General features: G+C 58.1%; 18 protein-coding genes. 2 read left to right on the top strand and 16 right to left on the bottom strand.

The features are described from left to right. Window positions 1–10 precede the first annotated feature (10 nt). From DIT72_RS10090 to DIT72_RS18510, 7 genes are all read right to left on the bottom strand, one after another. On the bottom strand, window positions 11–1,162 hold the full coding sequence (locus tag DIT72_RS10090) for a cupin domain-containing protein (RefSeq protein WP_135955107.1): 1,152 nt from the start codon (window positions 1,160–1,162) through the stop codon (window positions 11–13). Further along, window positions 1,163–2,530 (bottom strand): adenylosuccinate lyase, encoded by a 1,368-nt coding sequence (gene purB / locus DIT72_RS10085; protein WP_135955106.1) that lies wholly within the window; start codon window positions 2,528–2,530, stop codon window positions 1,163–1,165. It abuts the gene before it with no gap. Between the two features lie 78 nt (window positions 2,531–2,608). Further along, a complete protein-coding gene (hflD, locus tag DIT72_RS10080; RefSeq protein ID WP_135955105.1) occupies window positions 2,609–3,253 on the bottom strand; it encodes a high frequency lysogenization protein HflD in 645 nt (214 codons plus the stop codon). Then, window positions 3,250–4,410 (bottom strand): tRNA 2-thiouridine(34) synthase MnmA, encoded by a 1,161-nt coding sequence (gene mnmA, locus DIT72_RS10075; RefSeq protein WP_135955104.1) that lies wholly within the window; start codon window positions 4,408–4,410, stop codon window positions 3,250–3,252. The genes hflD and mnmA overlap by 4 nt, the downstream gene beginning before the upstream one ends. A gap of 49 nt (window positions 4,411–4,459) precedes the next feature. Then, entirely contained in the window at window positions 4,460–4,909 is a 450-nt protein-coding gene (locus tag DIT72_RS10070; protein WP_135955103.1) for an NUDIX hydrolase, read from the bottom strand. Continuing rightward, window positions 4,906–5,547: a pseudouridine synthase gene (locus tag DIT72_RS10065; RefSeq protein ID WP_135955102.1), complete on the bottom strand. Its 642-nt coding sequence runs from the start codon at window positions 5,545–5,547 to the stop codon at window positions 4,906–4,908. The genes DIT72_RS10070 and DIT72_RS10065 overlap by 4 nt, the downstream gene beginning before the upstream one ends. A 183-nt stretch (window positions 5,548–5,730) precedes the next feature. Beyond that, entirely contained in the window at window positions 5,731–6,051 is a 321-nt protein-coding gene (locus tag DIT72_RS18510) for a cold shock domain-containing protein (protein ID WP_323053139.1), read from the bottom strand. A 335-nt stretch (window positions 6,052–6,386) separates the two neighbouring features. Here DIT72_RS18510 and clpS point away from each other — a divergent pair, with 335 nt between their 5' ends. Together clpS and clpA are read left to right on the top strand one after the other, a co-directional pair. Further along, complete coding sequence (clpS, locus tag DIT72_RS10055; protein WP_135955100.1) at window positions 6,387–6,746, top strand: ATP-dependent Clp protease adapter ClpS; 360 nt, start codon at window positions 6,387–6,389, stop codon at window positions 6,744–6,746. A gap of 18 nt (window positions 6,747–6,764) precedes the next feature. Next, entirely contained in the window at window positions 6,765–9,035 is a 2,271-nt protein-coding gene (gene clpA / locus DIT72_RS10050; protein ID WP_135955099.1) for an ATP-dependent Clp protease ATP-binding subunit ClpA, read from the top strand. A gap of 106 nt (window positions 9,036–9,141) precedes the next feature. Here the strand turns inward: clpA and infA are convergent, their stop codons facing one another. The 9 genes from infA to DIT72_RS10005 all read right to left on the bottom strand — a co-directional run bounded on the left by infA (window position 9,142) and on the right by DIT72_RS10005 (window position 15,995). Beyond that, complete coding sequence (gene infA / locus DIT72_RS10045) at window positions 9,142–9,360, bottom strand: translation initiation factor IF-1 (RefSeq protein ID WP_114613076.1); 219 nt, start codon at window positions 9,358–9,360, stop codon at window positions 9,142–9,144. A gap of 78 nt (window positions 9,361–9,438) precedes the next feature. Further along, window positions 9,439–10,152: an arginyltransferase gene (locus DIT72_RS10040; protein WP_135955098.1), complete on the bottom strand. Its 714-nt coding sequence runs from the start codon at window positions 10,150–10,152 to the stop codon at window positions 9,439–9,441. Then, entirely contained in the window at window positions 10,153–10,866 is a 714-nt protein-coding gene (gene aat, locus DIT72_RS10035) for a leucyl/phenylalanyl-tRNA--protein transferase (RefSeq protein ID WP_135955097.1), read from the bottom strand. Between the two features lie 198 nt (window positions 10,867–11,064). After that, window positions 11,065–12,015: a thioredoxin-disulfide reductase gene (trxB, locus tag DIT72_RS10030; protein WP_135955096.1), complete on the bottom strand. Its 951-nt coding sequence runs from the start codon at window positions 12,013–12,015 to the stop codon at window positions 11,065–11,067. A gap of 21 nt (window positions 12,016–12,036) precedes the next feature. Beyond that, window positions 12,037–12,948: an AAA family ATPase gene (locus DIT72_RS10025; RefSeq protein ID WP_135955095.1), complete on the bottom strand. Its 912-nt coding sequence runs from the start codon at window positions 12,946–12,948 to the stop codon at window positions 12,037–12,039. A gap of 7 nt (window positions 12,949–12,955) precedes the next feature. After that, window positions 12,956–13,879, bottom strand: coding sequence for a carbon-nitrogen hydrolase (locus DIT72_RS10020; RefSeq protein WP_135955094.1), 924 nt, complete (start codon window positions 13,877–13,879; stop codon window positions 12,956–12,958). Continuing rightward, window positions 13,876–14,910, bottom strand: a complete 1,035-nt coding sequence (locus DIT72_RS10015; RefSeq protein WP_135955165.1) for an agmatine deiminase family protein — start codon at window positions 14,908–14,910, stop codon at window positions 13,876–13,878. The genes DIT72_RS10020 and DIT72_RS10015 overlap by 4 nt, the downstream gene beginning before the upstream one ends. A gap of 96 nt (window positions 14,911–15,006) precedes the next feature. Beyond that, window positions 15,007–15,315: a hypothetical protein gene (locus tag DIT72_RS10010; protein ID WP_135955093.1), complete on the bottom strand. Its 309-nt coding sequence runs from the start codon at window positions 15,313–15,315 to the stop codon at window positions 15,007–15,009. Window positions 15,316–15,407: 92 nt separating this feature from the next. After that, window positions 15,408–15,995 (bottom strand): PilZ domain-containing protein, encoded by a 588-nt coding sequence (locus DIT72_RS10005; protein ID WP_135955092.1) that lies wholly within the window; start codon window positions 15,993–15,995, stop codon window positions 15,408–15,410. Window positions 15,996–16,023: the final 28 nt, after the last annotated feature.

The raw sequence follows: 16,023 nt of genomic DNA, 5'->3' as shown, positions 1-16,023 counted from the left end.
AAATAAAGTGTCACTCGAAATACAATGAACCCTGGTTGACGAGGTTACTCAATAGCCCACAGATCGCCTCATCGCCGACAAATTCAGCCAGCGCTGCCATGTCCAGCCGGGCGCCGGCACAGAGCAGCGGGGCCAGCGGCCGGGCGTCGCCCCGCAGCAGGAACTGCTCGCCATCCACGAACAGTGCCGTATCCTCAGCAAACTCATGGTAGGCGAAACGCGAGCCTTCATTCCAGCGTAACAGGTTGCCGGCTGCAATCCACTCACTGAGCAAGGCTGGTGTTACCGGTTCCTCCGCCGGTACCACAATATCAAGACTCTTGGGAACCGTGGCGTACTGGCCGAACCAGAGCGCCAGCTGGCGTTTATCGGTGAGTTTTTCACGAATCACGCCCTCAAGGCGGTCGATCACCTTGGGAGCAATGATGCCGGGATTCTCCTGCACTGTCAGGTCAGGATCATCGAGGTGCTCCGAGGCATCGGACTGGCTGCAGAGGAAGTCGGTGAATCCGGTAAGCACATCGTCAATGGTGGGTGCCCGAAAGCCGACGGACAGGGTAATACAGTCATCCTCGGCAACGCCGTGATGGCCAATGCCGGGTGGCAGGTAGAGCATGTCACCGGGTGCCAGGATCACAGTCTCTTCGCCGTCCCAACCGCTGAGAATACGCAACGGTGTACCGTCCACACGGGGAGAGGTGTGATCGCAGTGGCCACCGAATGTCCATCGCCGATGCCCCTGGGCCTGCAGCAGGAAGACGTCGTACTGGTCGTAATGGGGCCCCACGCTGCCGCCTTCCGGCGCATAACTGGCCATAATGTCATCCAGACGCCAGTTGGGCACAAAACGGAATTCATCCAGCAGGTCCGCGATGTCAGGAACCCAGTGATCAAGGCCCTGCACCAGGAGTGTCCAGTGACTTTGCGGCAGTTTGCCGAAGCGCTCGGGCTCAAAGGGACCATTATGCAACTGCCAGGGTTTGCCGTTGTCATTCTCGATCACGATGCGGGATTCGACTGCTTCTTCGCAGGCCAGCCCGGCCAGTTCGTCTGCCGACACCGGGCATTCAAAGCCCGGAAATGCCTGGCGGATCACCAGAGGCTTTTTCTGCCAGTAATCCCGCAGGAATTCTTCCGCGGGCATTCCGCCGGGCAGTTTCATTCAGATATCCTGTGCCTGTTGGGTGGCGTTGCCAATGTACGTGCCCGGAGTGAGTTCCATGAGTTCTGTTTTGGCAGTATCGGGAATATCCAGAGAGTCCACAAAGGCCTTGATTACATCCGGCGTCATGGCCTTGCCGCGGGTCAGCGCCTTGAGTTTCTCGTAGGGCTTGTCGATGCTGTAGCGGCGCATAACAGTCTGGATAGGCTCTGCCAGGACTTCCCAGGCGTGGTTCAGGTCTTCGTCAAGCCTTGCAGGGTTGATTTCCAGCTTGCTCAGGCCTTTCAGGGTTGCCTCATAGGCAATCAGACTGTGAGCAAAACCGACGCCGAGGTTGCGCAGCACCGTGGAGTCGGTGAGGTCACGTTGCCAGCGGGAAATCGGCAGCTTGGCGGACAGGTGGCTGAACAGGGCATTGGCAATGCCCAGATTGCCCTCGGAGTTCTCGAAATCGATGGGGTTGACCTTGTGGGGCATGGTGGACGAACCCACTTCGCCTTCCACGGTTTTCTGTTTGAAATAGCCCAGGGAAATGTAGCCCCAGATATCCCGGTCCAGATCGATCAGGATGGTGTTGAAGCGGGCAATGGCATCGTAGAGCTCGGCGATGTAATCGTGGGGCTCGATTTGCGTGGTATACGGATTCCAGTCCAGGCCCAGGCTCTCAACGAAGTCTTTGGCACTGGCAGCCCAGTCGATGGATGGATAGGACGAGAGATGGGCATTGTAGTTGCCCACAGCGCCGTTGATCTTGCCCATCAGTTCCACAGCGCGAATCTGCTTCATCTGGCGGCGCAGGCGATAAACCACGTTGGCCAGTTCCTTGCCCACGGTTGACGGCGATGCGGTCTGGCCATGGGTGCGGGACAGCATGGGCTGGGCGGCGTGTTCATGGGCCAGCTCAGCGAGCCGGTCCACAATCCTGTCCATGGCTGGAAACAGGCCATGGTCCAGGCCTTCACGCAGCATCAACGCGTGAGACAGGTTGTTGATGTCCTCTGAAGTACAGGCAAAATGCACGAATTCAGTCACCGCGTGCAGTTCAGGAACGTCTGCGATCTTTTGCTTGATGAAGTATTCCACCGCTTTGACGTCGTGATTGGTGGTGCGCTCAATGCCCTTGATCCGCTCGGCATCCGCCAGGCTGAAGCCGGCGACCATGCTGTCCAGAAACTGGTTGGCTTCAGGGGACAGGGCCGGCACTTCGGTGATGCCGGGGTGAGCAGCCAGCTTCTGCAGCCAACGGAGTTCGACGGTCACACGGTTCCTGATCAGGCCATATTCACTGAAAATGTCACGGAAAACGCTGACTTTGCTGCCATAGCGTCCATCGACAGGGGAAATGGCGGTCAGGGCGTTGAGTTCCATCGAAAACCTCTCAAATCATCAGAGAATGGGCAAAAGAATAATTGGGGGACGGTATGATACACCAGCGGCGATCGGGAATCAGTCGTAAACCGACCGGTTTGCCTTCTCCGCAAGCTCGCGGGCGGTCATGATCACCTTGCGGCGGTTGAAAATGAGCTGCCAGCGCCGTCCGCCGGTCTGGTGCCAGAGTATTGAGGAACGCACGCCGGCCAGCAGCAAAGCACGTACTTTGGCGGCGTTTTCCTCGCGCTGGAGAATGGTGGGCTCACCAGTGACGTGGATACGCTGGCGGAAGGTGCTGATGGTGTCTGTGTAAATGGAAGCCACGTTGGCAATCAGGTTGCCGTGGCTGTATCCGAAATGGCTGGCGGTATGCCGTGCCTGGTCTATCCGGCTCCCAATCACATCCAGCATGTCGCTGTTACGACGCAGCTTTGACGACAGGTTGATCAGATTCAGGGCATAACGCAGCACTTCAATATCCTGCTGCCTGCTCTGTTGGCTGAGAACGCTGGCCAGCGTGGACAGGCCTTCACGCAGATCTTTCAGTTCGCCGCCATACACATCGAGGGTGGTTTCCGGTTGTGTGGCGAACAGGGAGCGCATGCAGGTTTCAAAGCTGGACTCCGCACATTGCCCGGAGTGGGCCACTTGCTGCACCAGTGCCGAGGCCTGAAACACCCCCGCCAGGGCAAGAGTCTGGTCGTGTATCGATCGGCTCATGCGCCGGCTCCCTCTGCCCTGCTGACAGTCACTGTTGGTTCCTCGTCGCCATCCCGCCAGGTCTGTTCGATAACGCCACCGCCAAGGCAGACTTCACCCTCATAGAAGACCACGGACTGACCAGGTGTGACGGCCCTCTGGGCCTCGTCAAACACTACCTTGAATCCGCTGTCCAATGCGGTCACTACGCAGTCCTGATCCGGCTGGCGGTAACGGGTCTTGGCCTTGCAGCGGAATTCCGCCGCCGGCGGCGCACCGGCAATCCAGTCTGCCGGCCCACTGAGCAGCCCGCGGGAAAACAGCAGCGGGTGGTGCTTGCCCTGAACGGCAATCAATACATTACGGGAGAGATCTTTTTCCGCCACGTACCAGGGCTGGTCACCAAACTCGCTCAGGCCGCCGATACCCAGCCCCTGGCGCTGGCCAATGGTGTGATACATCAGGCCCTGGTGGCGGCCAATGACCTGCCCGTCGGGCGTTTCGATATTGCCGGGCTGCGCAGGGATGTACTGTTTCAGGAAATCCCGGAATTTGCGCTCGCCGATGAAGCAGATGCCAGTGGAATCCTTTTTGTCATGGGTAATGAAGCCCTGTTCCGCGGCAATGCGGCGAACTTCCGGCTTTTCCAGCTCCCCCACCGGAAACAGGGTGCGGGCGATGCGCTCGCCGGAAACCGCGTGCAGGAAGTAGCTCTGGTCCTTGTTGGGATCCAGCCCCTTGAGCAGTTCAGCCCTTCCACTACCATCATTCAGTGGCCTCCGGCGGGTGTAATGGCCGGTGGCAATGTAATCGGCGCCCAGGGTGATGGCGTAGTCGAGAAAAGCGCGGAACTTCACTTCCTTGTTGCACAGGATGTCCGGGTTCGGGGTCCGGCCGGCCCTGTATTCAGACAGAAAGTGTTCAAAGACCCGGTCCCAGTATTCTGCGGCAAAGCTGGCGGTGTGCAGGGTGATTCCGATAGCATCCGCAACCGCCCGCGCATCCGCCAGGTCGGTCATGGCGGTGCAGTATTCGGTACCGTCGTCCTCGTCCCAGTTCTTCATGAACAGCCCTTCCACCCGGTAGCCCTGATCTTTCAGGAGCCAGGCTGCCACGGAAGAGTCTACGCCGCCGGACATGCCGACAATCACTCGGGTATTTTCTGGTGCTTTAGTCATGTCTGGGTCTGTCGGGTTCAAAGGGGCGGATTCTAGCATTTAAGCCCGCTTACGTCTGCGGCTCGACAATGACATCCAGGGGAAAGCGACGTCCGTTTCGGTAATCGTCTATGCACTGCATCACCAGCGGACTGCGAAGCTTCTCTGACCGCTGCCTGATTTCATCCGGTGTCAGCCAGTGGGCGGCGATGATACCGTCATCGAGTTGCTGGGTGACCCTGTCCAGGGCTTTGGCGGAAAAGCAGAAGCGATAGTAGGTCACACCATTGGCCGGCGCCTTGTAGGTGTATATTCCGAGAAAGTGTTGCGGTTCCACCGTCCAGCCCGTTTCCTCCAGGGTTTCCCTGAGCACGGCATCGATAATCTTCTCGCCTTCCTCCACATGTCCGGCGGGCTGGTTGAACACCACCTGACCGTGACTGAACTCTTCTACCAGCAGAAAGCGGCCCTGGTCATCTTCGACAATAACAGCGACGGTGGCGTGGGGTGTCCAGGTCATGGGCGAGGGCGTCTCCGGGATGAGTGTTTGTGAAATTTTGAAGGCTTGCGCACGGATTCAGTCGTTGCTGCTGCCGGCGCATGAACAGTTATTGTCCGGAACTCCCCGGGCGAAAGCCCGTTCAGGGTCCAGTCTCCGATACCATAACGAACCAGCCGCAGGGTAGGGAAGCCCACCGCAGCAGTCATTCGCCGGACCTGCCGGTTCCTGCCTTCGGTAATGGTGATTCTGATCCAGCTGGTGGGAATCGACGCCCGGTAACGGACAGGCGGGTTTCTGGGCCAGATGTCGGGCGGCTCCATGACTGAGACGTCCGCCGGGCGGGTTTTGCCATCTTTCAGTACGACGCCTTCACGTAGTTTATTCAGCGCTGCCGGGGTCATTTCGCCTTCAACCTGAACCCAATAGGTTTTCGGCATTTTTAGGCGGGGCGAGGCAATCCGGTGCTGCAACTGGCCATCATCCGTCAGCAGCAAGAGCCCCTCGGAATCAAAGTCCAGGCGTCCGGCGGGGTAAACAGCAGGGATGGTGATCCAGTTCGCGAGCGTGAAGCGGCGTTCGCCGTTAGCGTCGCCCTTTTCATCGCTGAACTGGCACAGAACCTGGAAAGGCTTATTGAACAGGATCAACGTTGCCATTGCGGCGTATAACCTTCAGTGCAGGATTAAAGCCGATAGTATGCCAGAAACAGGCGGGGAACAGAGCGATTCGAGCAAACCGGAGAACACAGGGCTCCGTCCCACTCTCAGCAAGAGGAGGCCTTTACCTGGCAGTTCCGGTGGTACAGCTGCCAGGCATTGTCGGTTACGACAACCGATTAATCAGCCACTCGCGGTACGAGGCTGGCCCGGATAATCAGCGCCCTGATTTTCGCCGGCATCGCTGATAGCTGGCTTCGGTTCCGCGCTGCTTTCCGGCGAATCCTGCTTCTTCGGCTGCTCTTCAGGGACAATGTTGACGGCGTGAACACCCTTGTCACTCGGTTTTTTGTCAAAAGTGACAGGCTGGCCGGCTTTCAAGGTCTTGTAACCGTCCATTTGCACTGAAGAGAAATGGGCAAACAGATCATCACTGCAGCCTTCCTCGATAATGAAGCCATAACCCTTGGCATTGTTGAACCACTTCACTTTGCCTCTTGGCATGTTGAACTCCCCTGTTCTTTCACTGTCAGTGTCTTTGTTGATGACAATTTTGCCGAGCGTCTGCCTTGCACGGAAGTAGGTCAATCACAGGCGTGTGTAACAAACCCCTTACGCCAATTTACAATTTTTTACATTGCAATATCACTGTTGACCAATATTCATTTAGAGTCAATAGCAGTTATAGCGGGAATGTATGGTTGAATCGAGGGGGTAGCCTGTATCCTGTATCGTGACCAGATTGATAATCAGCGCAGGCCCGGTTTTGCCAAGCACCTTGAAAAGCGGGCGGCGGACAACCATCTTTAGAAAGAGGCACCGATTTCCGGTAAAGAATCATGCGAACTATCCAGAATTCTCTACTAGTATTAAATCAGGGGGAAGACGATCAACCCGGGCGTCAGGACGACGTCAGTGTTGCTCCCGAGAAGCCTGCTCTCAAGCGTCCGGCACGCTTCAGGGTGCTGCTTCTGAATGATGATTACACACCCATGGATTTTGTCGTGGAGGTGTTGATGACGTTCTTTGGAATGAACGAAGAAAAGGCGACGCAGGTGATGCTGCTCGTCCATACCCAGGGAAAGGCGGTATGCGGGGTATATACCCGGGACATCGCGGAAACAAAGGCGGCACAGGTGAACCAGTATTCTTCGGAATGCGAGCATCCCCTCCTTTGCGAGATTGAACGTGCAGACTGATAGACGTTGGGGTGGCCCATGCTGAGCAAAGATCTTGAAATTACACTGAATACGGCCTTCAAAAGTGCCCGCGACAAGCGTCATGAATTCATGACCGTCGAGCATCTTTTGCTGGCCCTGCTCGATAACGATTCGGCAGTGGGCGTCCTGAAAGCATGCGGTGCAGATCTGGCCCGGCTTCAGGAAGAACTTGTTGAGTTTGTGGACTCAACTACACCACTGATCCCCAGTAACGATAGTGAGCGGGAAACGCAACCCACGCTCGGATTCCAGCGCGTTCTGCAACGCGCTGTCTTTCACGTGCAATCCTCTGGCAAGAAAGAGGTAACCGGTGCCAACGTGCTGGTAGCCATCTTCAGTGAACAGGAAAGTCAGGCGGTCTATGTGCTCAAGAAGCAGAGCATCGCCCGTATCGACGTGGTCAATTTTGTTTCCCACGGCATCTCCCGCGTTCAGGGCGCCGAGGATCAGGAAAGTCCTGACCAGGCTTCGCACGAGGAAGCCGGAGAGGAAGGCGGTGCCTCGCGCCCGCTTGAAAGCTATGCAACCAACCTCAACGAGCAGGCCCGTCAGGGTCGTATTGATCCCCTGATCGGCCGTGAACACGAGGTGGAGCGGGTGGTGCAGATCCTGGTGCGCCGTCGCAAGAACAACCCACTGCTGGTGGGCGAGGCCGGCGTGGGCAAGACAGCGATTGCCGAGGGCCTTGCCAAACGCATCGTGGATGGCCAGGTGCCGGATATTATTTCGGACGCCGTCGTCTACTCACTGGATCTGGGTGCCTTGCTGGCCGGCACCAAGTACCGGGGCGATTTCGAGAAGCGTCTGAAAGGCCTGCTTGCCGAACTCAAGAAAGAGAAGCACGCGATCCTGTTTATTGACGAGATCCACACCATTATCGGTGCCGGGTCCGCATCGGGCGGTGTCATGGATGCCTCCAACCTGCTCAAACCCATGTTGAGCTCGGGGGAAATCCGCTGCATCGGTTCCACTACCTTCCAGGAATTCCGTGGCATCTTCGAGAAAGACAGCGCGCTGGCCCGTCGCTTCCAGAAAATCGATGTCAACGAGCCCAGCGTCGAGGATACCTACCAGATCCTCAGGGGGCTGAAGCCCCACTTCGAGAAGCACCACGATCTGAAGTACACCGACCAGGCGTTGCGCGTGGCTGCAGAACTGTCGGAGCGTTATATCACCGATCGTCATCTGCCTGACAAGGCCATTGATGTCATCGATGAAGCCGGCGCGCACCAGCGCCTGCTACCGATTGCCAAGCGCAAGAAAACCCTCGACGTGTCGGAAATCGAGGATGTGGTCGCTAACATCGCCCGCATTCCGCCGAAGAATGTGTCCACCAGCGACAAGGATCTGCTCCGCAATCTGGAGCGGGATCTCAAGATGGTGGTCTTTGGCCAGGATCCGGCCATCGAGTCACTGTCCACCGCCATCAAGCTGGCCCGTGCCGGCCTGAAGGCACCGGAGAAGCCGGAAGGTGCCTTCCTGTTTGCCGGCCCCACGGGTGTGGGCAAGACCGAAGTCACCAAACAGCTTGCCAAGGTGCTGGGCATAGAGCTGGTGCGTTTCGACATGTCGGAATACATGGAGCGCCATACCGTGTCCAGGCTGATCGGTGCGCCACCGGGCTATGTGGGATACGATCAGGGCGGTCTGCTGACGGAATCCGTGAGCAAGCACCCGCACTGTGTATTGTTGCTGGACGAGATTGAAAAGGCACACCCGGAAGTCTTCAACCTGCTGCTGCAGGTGATGGACCACGGCACGCTGACGGACAATAACGGCCGCAAGGCGGACTTCCGCCATGTGATCCTGGTGATGACCACCAACGCCGGAGCCGAGAGCATGGCCCGCCGTTCCATTGGCTTCAGTGAGCAGGACCACAGCAGCGATGGTATGGAGATTATCTCCAAGACCTTCACTCCGGAGTTCCGCAACCGCCTGGATGGCATTATCCAGTTCGGCGACCTCCAGCCGGGCACCATCACCCACGTGGTGGACAAGTTCCTCACAGAACTGCAGGCCCAACTGGATGAGAAGCATGTGGTGCTACATGTGGACGACGATGCGAAGGAATGGCTGGCAGAGAAAGGCTACGATGTCACCATGGGCGCGCGCCCGATGGCCCGCCTGATCCAGGACAAGATCAAGCGGCCTCTGGCAGAGCAGATCCTGTTCGGACGCCTGTCGGAACATGGTGGTGATGTGTACATTCATCTCAAGGACGATGAACTGCATTTCGAGTACGAGGACGAGCCGGCCGAGGCGGTTTAGAGACTGAAGCCGATCTGGCTGGCCCGTTGAAAAAGCCCCGGTAGAAATGCCGGGGCTTTTTCATGTCATTTTTTTGAGGCCGCTATTGTTATGGCCAAAAGGGCAATTAACGGGCGCGGTAAACGATGCGTCCCTTGCTCAGGTCGTAAGGAGTGAGTTCGACCTTGACCTTGTCCCCTGTCAGGATACGGATATAGTTCTTTCGCATCTTGCCCGAGATGTGAGCGGTAACAACATGACCGTTTTCAAGTTCAACGCGGAACATGGTGTTAGGAAGCGTGTCTACAATAACGCCTTCCATTTCAATAGCATCTGACTTTGCCATTCAGTAAAAACCTCGTAAATTGGCTTGCTGTGATTTTAAATTGCGCAATTCTGCCTGATTTGTCGCCATTTGGCAAAATCAGTTAACCTCCATCGTCCGCCACTGTCCGTCTTGCAGGGCTTCGATGGGGCGGAAACGGGTTTTATAGTTCATTTTCCGGCATTCCTCGATCCAGTAACCCAGATACAGGTGGGGAAGTCCCAACCGCTTTGCTTCTTCAATCTGCCATAGTACCGCAAATGTGCCCAGGCTGCGGTGCTCGTATGCCGGGTCAAATACCGTGTAGATGGCCGAAAGCCCCTCATCAAGCCTGTCCACAGCGGCCAGGCCGACCAGCTTTTCGCCATCCATTATTTCAACGAACCAGGAGTCGGTAGCGCCCTCCACCAGGAAAGACATGAACTGTTCCCGCGACGGCGGATACATGTCTCCATCGGCGTGCCGCTGTTCAATGTAATGGGCGTAAAGACGGTAATAGCGCTCGGAGAAGCTGGCACGCACCATTTTACAGTCAAGATCCGCATTCTTTTTTATCACCCTGCGCTGGCTGCGGTCGGGCTGGAACTGATCCACTTTCAATCTGACCGCAACGCAGGCGTTGCAGTTTTCGCAGTGTGGGCGGTAATAATGGGAGCCGCTGCGGCGGAACCCTAATGCCGTCAACTGGCTGTACAACCGCTTGTCAACATGGGCCCGCGGATCGACGAACATGGTGGTCGCTTCGCGATCGGGCAGGTAGCTGCAGTCATGGGCCGGCGTGGCAAAAAATACCAGGGTCCTGAGATTGCTCATTCACACCTCCGGGCCCGGCCACTGCCACTGGAAGTCCCAGTGAGTGTGGTCCGGACTACTGTCGACACATGTCCTGAGTATAGATAAAAATTCGCTGCGGGGAATACAGCGGGCCCCCATTCTGAGCAGGTGGCTGCTTTCCACCTGACAGTCCATTATGCGGTAGCCCCACAGTCTGAGCTGATTGGCCAGGTGGACCATAAGGACTTTCGAGGCGTTGGTTTCCAGGGAAAACATGGACTCGCCGAAAAAGCAGCGGCCGATGGCCAGCCCGTACATTCCGCCCACCAGCTCTCCGCCGGGATTCCAGGCTTCAATGGAGTGAGCCACACCCTCTTTGTGCAGTTGGCTGTAGCTGTCGATCATGTCCCGGGTGATCCAGGTGCCTTCGGCGCGGGTGTTGGCGCACAGGCGGATAACCCGGGGGAAGGCCTTGTCGGCGGTGATGGTAAAGTAGCCGCTGTTGAGCGTGCGCCGCAGGCTTCTGGAAACGTGGATTTCCTCCGGAAAAAGCACGCATCGGGGGTCGGGGGACCACCAGAGTATGGGCTGGTCGTCGCTGAACCAGGGGAAGATGCCGCTGCGATAGGCCAGTTTGAGCCGTTCGGTGGAGAGGTCGCCGCCCAGGGCCAGCAGTCCGTCGGGGTCGTCGAGGGCCTGTTCGGCGGGGGGGAACCAGAGGTGGTCTTGGTTTAGCCAGGGTAGTGAGGTCATCTGGGTCCGGAGTTAGGGCTCGCGTGTTGGTGGTGTCGGCCGGGGTCACCAACCTTCTGGAACACGCTCAAGCACATCCCTGTGACGCTTGAGCTCCGCCATCCCTGGCTCCGCACAGTTCCAGAAGGTTGGCGCCCCCGGCCTCGCTCTAACTGGGAGTTAGCTGCCTTCACAAGTTCTTGCTGAATTCGCAGCAACTCAGTCCTGATCCAGGAATTTTTCTGCGTCCAGGGCGGCCATGCAGCCGAAGCCTGCGGAGGTGACGGCCTGGCGGTAGACGTGATCGGCTACGTCGCCGGCGGCAAAGACACCGGGGATGCTGCTCTGGGTGGCCATGCCTTCAAGGCCGGAGCGGATTCTGATGTAACCGTTTTCCATGTCCAGCTGGCCGGCGAACAGGTCGGTGTTGGGTTTGTGGCCGATGGCGATGAATACGCCGGCCAGGTCCATTTCCTGGGTGGAGTCGCCCTTGGTGCTTTTGATGCGCATGCCGGTGACGCCGGTGGCGTCGCCGAGAACTTCGTCAAGGGTGTGGTCCCAGACGATGTTGACGTTGCCGTTTTCGGCTTTTTCGAACAGTTTGTCCTGCAGGATTTTTTCGGCGCGCAGGCTGTCGCGGCGGTGTACCAGGGTGACTTCGTCGGCGATGTTGGAGAGGTACAGGGCTTCTTCAACGGCGGTGTTGCCGCCGCCGATGACGGCGACTTTCTGTTTTTTGTAGAAGAAACCGTCACAGGTGGCACAGGCGGAGACGCCCTGGCCCTTGAACTTTTCTTCCGAGTCCAGGCCCAGGTACATGGCGGAGGCGCCGGTGGCGATGATCAGGGCGTCGCAGGTGTATTCGCCGTCGTCTCCCTTGAGACGAAAGGGGCGGTTGCGAAGGTCGGCTTCGTTGATGGTGTCGTAGACGACGTGGGTTTCGAAACGTTCGGCGTGTTTGAGCATCCGCTGCATCAGTTCCGGGCCCTGCACACCGTCGTTATCGCCCGGCCAGTTGTCCACGTCGGTGGTGGTGGTCAGTTGTCCACCCACCTCGATACCGGTGATCAACGTCGGCTCGAGGTTGGCGCGGGCCGCGTAGACTGCTGCGGTGTAGCCGGCCGGACCGGAGCCGAGGATGATCAGTCGGGAGTGCTTGGGTTCGCTCATTGGAAGTCTCTCGTTAACGATTTATTCAATGACAGACACGGAGGTCAGAAGTTGCCTGATTCGTTCAGCGCTCTTTCCGGATTCTCCCTGTTCAAGCCGGTGTTCTGCAACTGCGGGAAATACCGCCTGGATGTCATCCGGCAGTACGTGGTGGCGACTGTCCATCAGTGCCCAGGCCCTGGCGGCACGCACCAGCCCAAGGCCGGCGCGAGGAGACAGGCCGTAGAGTAGCCCCGGCATTCTGCGGCTCTGTTCCAGCAGCCGTTGTACATAATCCAGCAGCGCCGGGCTGGTGGTAACGCGGTTGACGGCGTCCTGCAGGGTCTGCAGGTCTTTCGCCGAAAGCAGTGACTGCAGCCGGCCGGTCATCACACGGCGGTCTTCTCCTTCCAGAAGTTCTCGTTCGGCGCGCGGGTCAGGGTAGCCCAGGCGTATGCGCATGAGGAAGCGGTCCAGCTGGGATTCGGGCAGTGGATAGGTGCCGCCCTGTTCAATGGGATTCTGGGTGGCGATGACAAAGAACGGATGCGGTAACGGCCGGGTTTCGCCTTCAATGGATACCTGCCGCTCTTCCATGGCCTCAAGCAATGCACTCTGGGTTCTGGGGGAGGCGCGGTTGATTTCGTCGGCCAGAACAACCTGAGCGAAAATCGGGCCGGGGTGGAACACCAGGCTGCCGGCTTCCTTGTCGTACATGGAGAAGCCGAGCACGTCTGCCGGGAGCAGGTCATTGGTGAACTGGATACGCTGGTAGCTCAGGCCCATGACTCTGGCCAGGGCGTGGGACAGGGTGGTCTTGCCCATGCCGGGGATGTCTTCAATCAACAGGTGTCCCCGCGCCAGGAGGCCGCAGAGCGCCAGGCGAACCTGATGGTCTTTGCCCAGCAGTATGCTGTTCAGCTCGAGGATAACCGTATCCGTCAGTTTCTTCATCGAACGCTCAGTCCCTTACCCGCTTGAGAATGTCGCCATAGGCGTCGATGCGCCGGTCCCTGAAATACGGCCAGATGCGTCGAATCGATTCACTGCGTGAGCGGTTGATAATGGTGGACAGTATGGTTTCCGAGTGGTCATCGGCCCGCGCCAGGAATTCTCCCTGGGGACCGCAGATAAAGCTGTTGCCCCAGAAGCGGATGCCGTCAGACATCCCGGAAGGGTCCGGTTCGGTGCCAACGCGGTTGGGTGCGATAACGGGCAGGTTGTTGGCCACGGCGTGGCCACGCTGAACTGTTACCCAGGCCTCCAGCTGCCGTGCCTGTTCATCGGGGTCGTCAGTGACATCCCAGCCGATGGCAGTGGGATAGATGAGCACCTCGGCACCGGCCAGAGCCATCAGGCGCGCGGCTTCGGGATACCACTGATCCCAGCATACCAGTACGCCCAGGCGGCCAACCGACGTGTCGATCGGGGTGAAGCCACTGGCGCCATGGTTAAAGCTGGCGTCGCCGGGGGTGAAGTAGAATTTCTCATAAAAGCCGGGATCGTCCGGAATGTGCATCTTGCGGTAAAGACCGGCGATGCTTCCGTCCCGCTCGAACACCACGGCGGTGTTGTGGTAAACGCCGTTCATCCGCCGCTCGAAGATGGAGCCCACCAGGACAATATCAAGTTCCGCCGCCAGCGCCGACAACCGGTCGCTGGTGGGGCCCGGTATGGGTTCGGCCAGTTCGAACACCGAGGTGTCCTCGGTCTGGCAGAAGTAAAGGGTGGCGTGCAGTTCCTGTAACACCACCAGTTGCGCGCCATCGTTCACTGCCTGGCGGACCAGGCGTTCACTGGTGGCCAGACTGGTGTCCTTGCTGGCGTCACATGTTTGCTGAATGGCGGCAATGGCCAGAGCACCGGCCGGGTTGGAGCGGTTCATGCCTTCACGACTCCTGCGGGTATCTGCATGGTAATGCAATGAAGGCTGCCATGTTGCCTGATCAACGGCCGGCAGTTAACCGGAATCATTTCCCGGTCAGGGAATAGTCCGGCCAGGATGTTCAGGGCCTCTTCATCCTGTGGCACACCATAGACCGGCACCAGAACAGCACCATTGATGATCAGGAAATTGGCATAGGTTGCCGGCAGTCGCTCGCCGTCGTCGCCGTGGATTGCATCAGGCCATGGCAGGGAGGTAAGTCTGTAAGGCTGGCCGTTGGCCTGGTGGAATTGTTGCAGCTCTTCCTCCATGGCCGCCAGTGCGCTGTAGTGTTCATCGCTGACATCGGGGCAGGCGACATAACAGATGTGATCCGCTGCGCAGAATCGGGCGAGGGTATCGATGTGGCTGTCCGTGTCATCACCGTCCAGGTAGCCATGGTTGAGCCACAGAACCCGGTCGGTGCCGAGGGTTTCCGCCATCAGGTGTTCAATGGCGCCCCGGTCCATGGTCGGATTACGGGACGGAGTCAACAGGCATTCACTGGTGGTCAGTATGGTTCCCTGGCCATCGGATTCGATCGAGCCACCTTCCAGGACAAACTCCACGGGTACCAGGCGGGTGGTGCCAAAACTGCCAAAGTTTGCCAGGTGACGATTCAGGGCATCGTCCTTTTCCCATGGGAACTTGCCGCCCCAGGCATTAAACCGGAAGTCCAGCAATTCCGGGCCATCCACGCTTGCAATGGCGATAGGGCCATGGTCCCGCGCCCAGGTGTCATTGGCAGGAGCAGGTACTGCGACAACCCGGCCAGGCAGTTCCCGCTTCCGTGCGTAGTCGTTGAGATCCCGCTCCAGTTCCTGCAGCCGGACCACATGTTCACAGCTGAGAACGACATGCTCGAAGCGGAGCACGGCACGGGCAACGTCCAGGAACACGGGCTCCACCTCGGCGAGGCTGTCACTCCAGTCGGTTCCCGGATGGGGCCAGGTCAGCATCACGGCACTTTGGGGTGCCCACTCTGCGGGCATCACAGGTCTGGAAGTCAAGTTGCGAACACCTTTCATGCAAAAGCCGACATTCTAACGAACAGGAGGGGTTGCGTCAGGACATAATTGAATGATTTTTCAACGTTCGGGCTTGAGCACCGCGTGAATCACCCTGTCGTCCTCAAAATACACGACAAACCCTTCGTAATGCCATTGGGAAATGGGCGGGTCGCCCACCGGGCCCGTGATTTGCCGGGGTTCGCCCCAGCCATTGCGAACGCTGGCGTCGCTCATGCCGGTGCGCGGCAGGTTTTCCTGGGCGCTGCGCTCGGCCTGCGACATCACCGGCACACGGACCTCCTCGGCAGTGGCGGCAGTGAAAGGTCCCGCTGCGAGCGCGGTGAGGGCGGTAACGGCACAGACTGCTTTTAATGTGCGTTTGTTCATCAGTGGCTTGCTCCCTGGTATCACATTGATAAAACGTAATATCCGATAAAGACTAACAAATGTCAGCCCGGATTCGGTGATTTGTGGACAGTTTATTGGTTTTGCCGTTGCCGGATCTGCCAGCGCATCACATGGCGGGCAATTTGTTGGCGGTCACTGTCATGGATGTCGGTAAACTCGGTATGAACCCTGACCCCTTGGCTTCCGTCAGGTTCCACGCTGACTACCTTGGCGATGGCAACCGGCTGAAACAGTTCCGGAGGCAGCGTCATTCTCAGGGCCAGAATCTCATCGATCATGAAGCTGTTGGTTGCAGTATGGAAAGCCAGTCCGCCCTCGCTGAGGGTGACGTCCTGCCAGTCTTCAGGTTGCAACGGATTTTGCTCAAAGGCCATAATGCGCGCCAGCGTATCCAGCTTCCCGTTGAGGGACTTGATTAATGAGGTCAATAGCCGGTCCCGCTCTGCCAGGGTGGTGAGCTGTGCCTTTACGTCCTGATCAAGGCGTTTGAGCTCCGATCGCAGGCTTTCCAGGTGGCTGCCGTTAAAGGGATTCTCTTTGTCTGCGTTATCAGCATCGAGCTTTCGGATTTCCAGGCCGATATAATCGCTGATACGGAAGAAGTCCCTGCGGTCGCAAGTGGTCTGTGCCGGGTCATCGTGGGGTGTCGTGGCGGACATCGGGACTCCATAACGCGGTATTATTGTG

The sequence above is a fragment of the Marinobacter orientalis genome (assembly GCF_004792665.1).
GTDB classification, from domain to species: Bacteria; Pseudomonadota; Gammaproteobacteria; order Pseudomonadales; family Oleiphilaceae; genus Marinobacter; species Marinobacter orientalis.
This window is presented reverse-complemented; position numbering and strand designations above follow the sequence as displayed.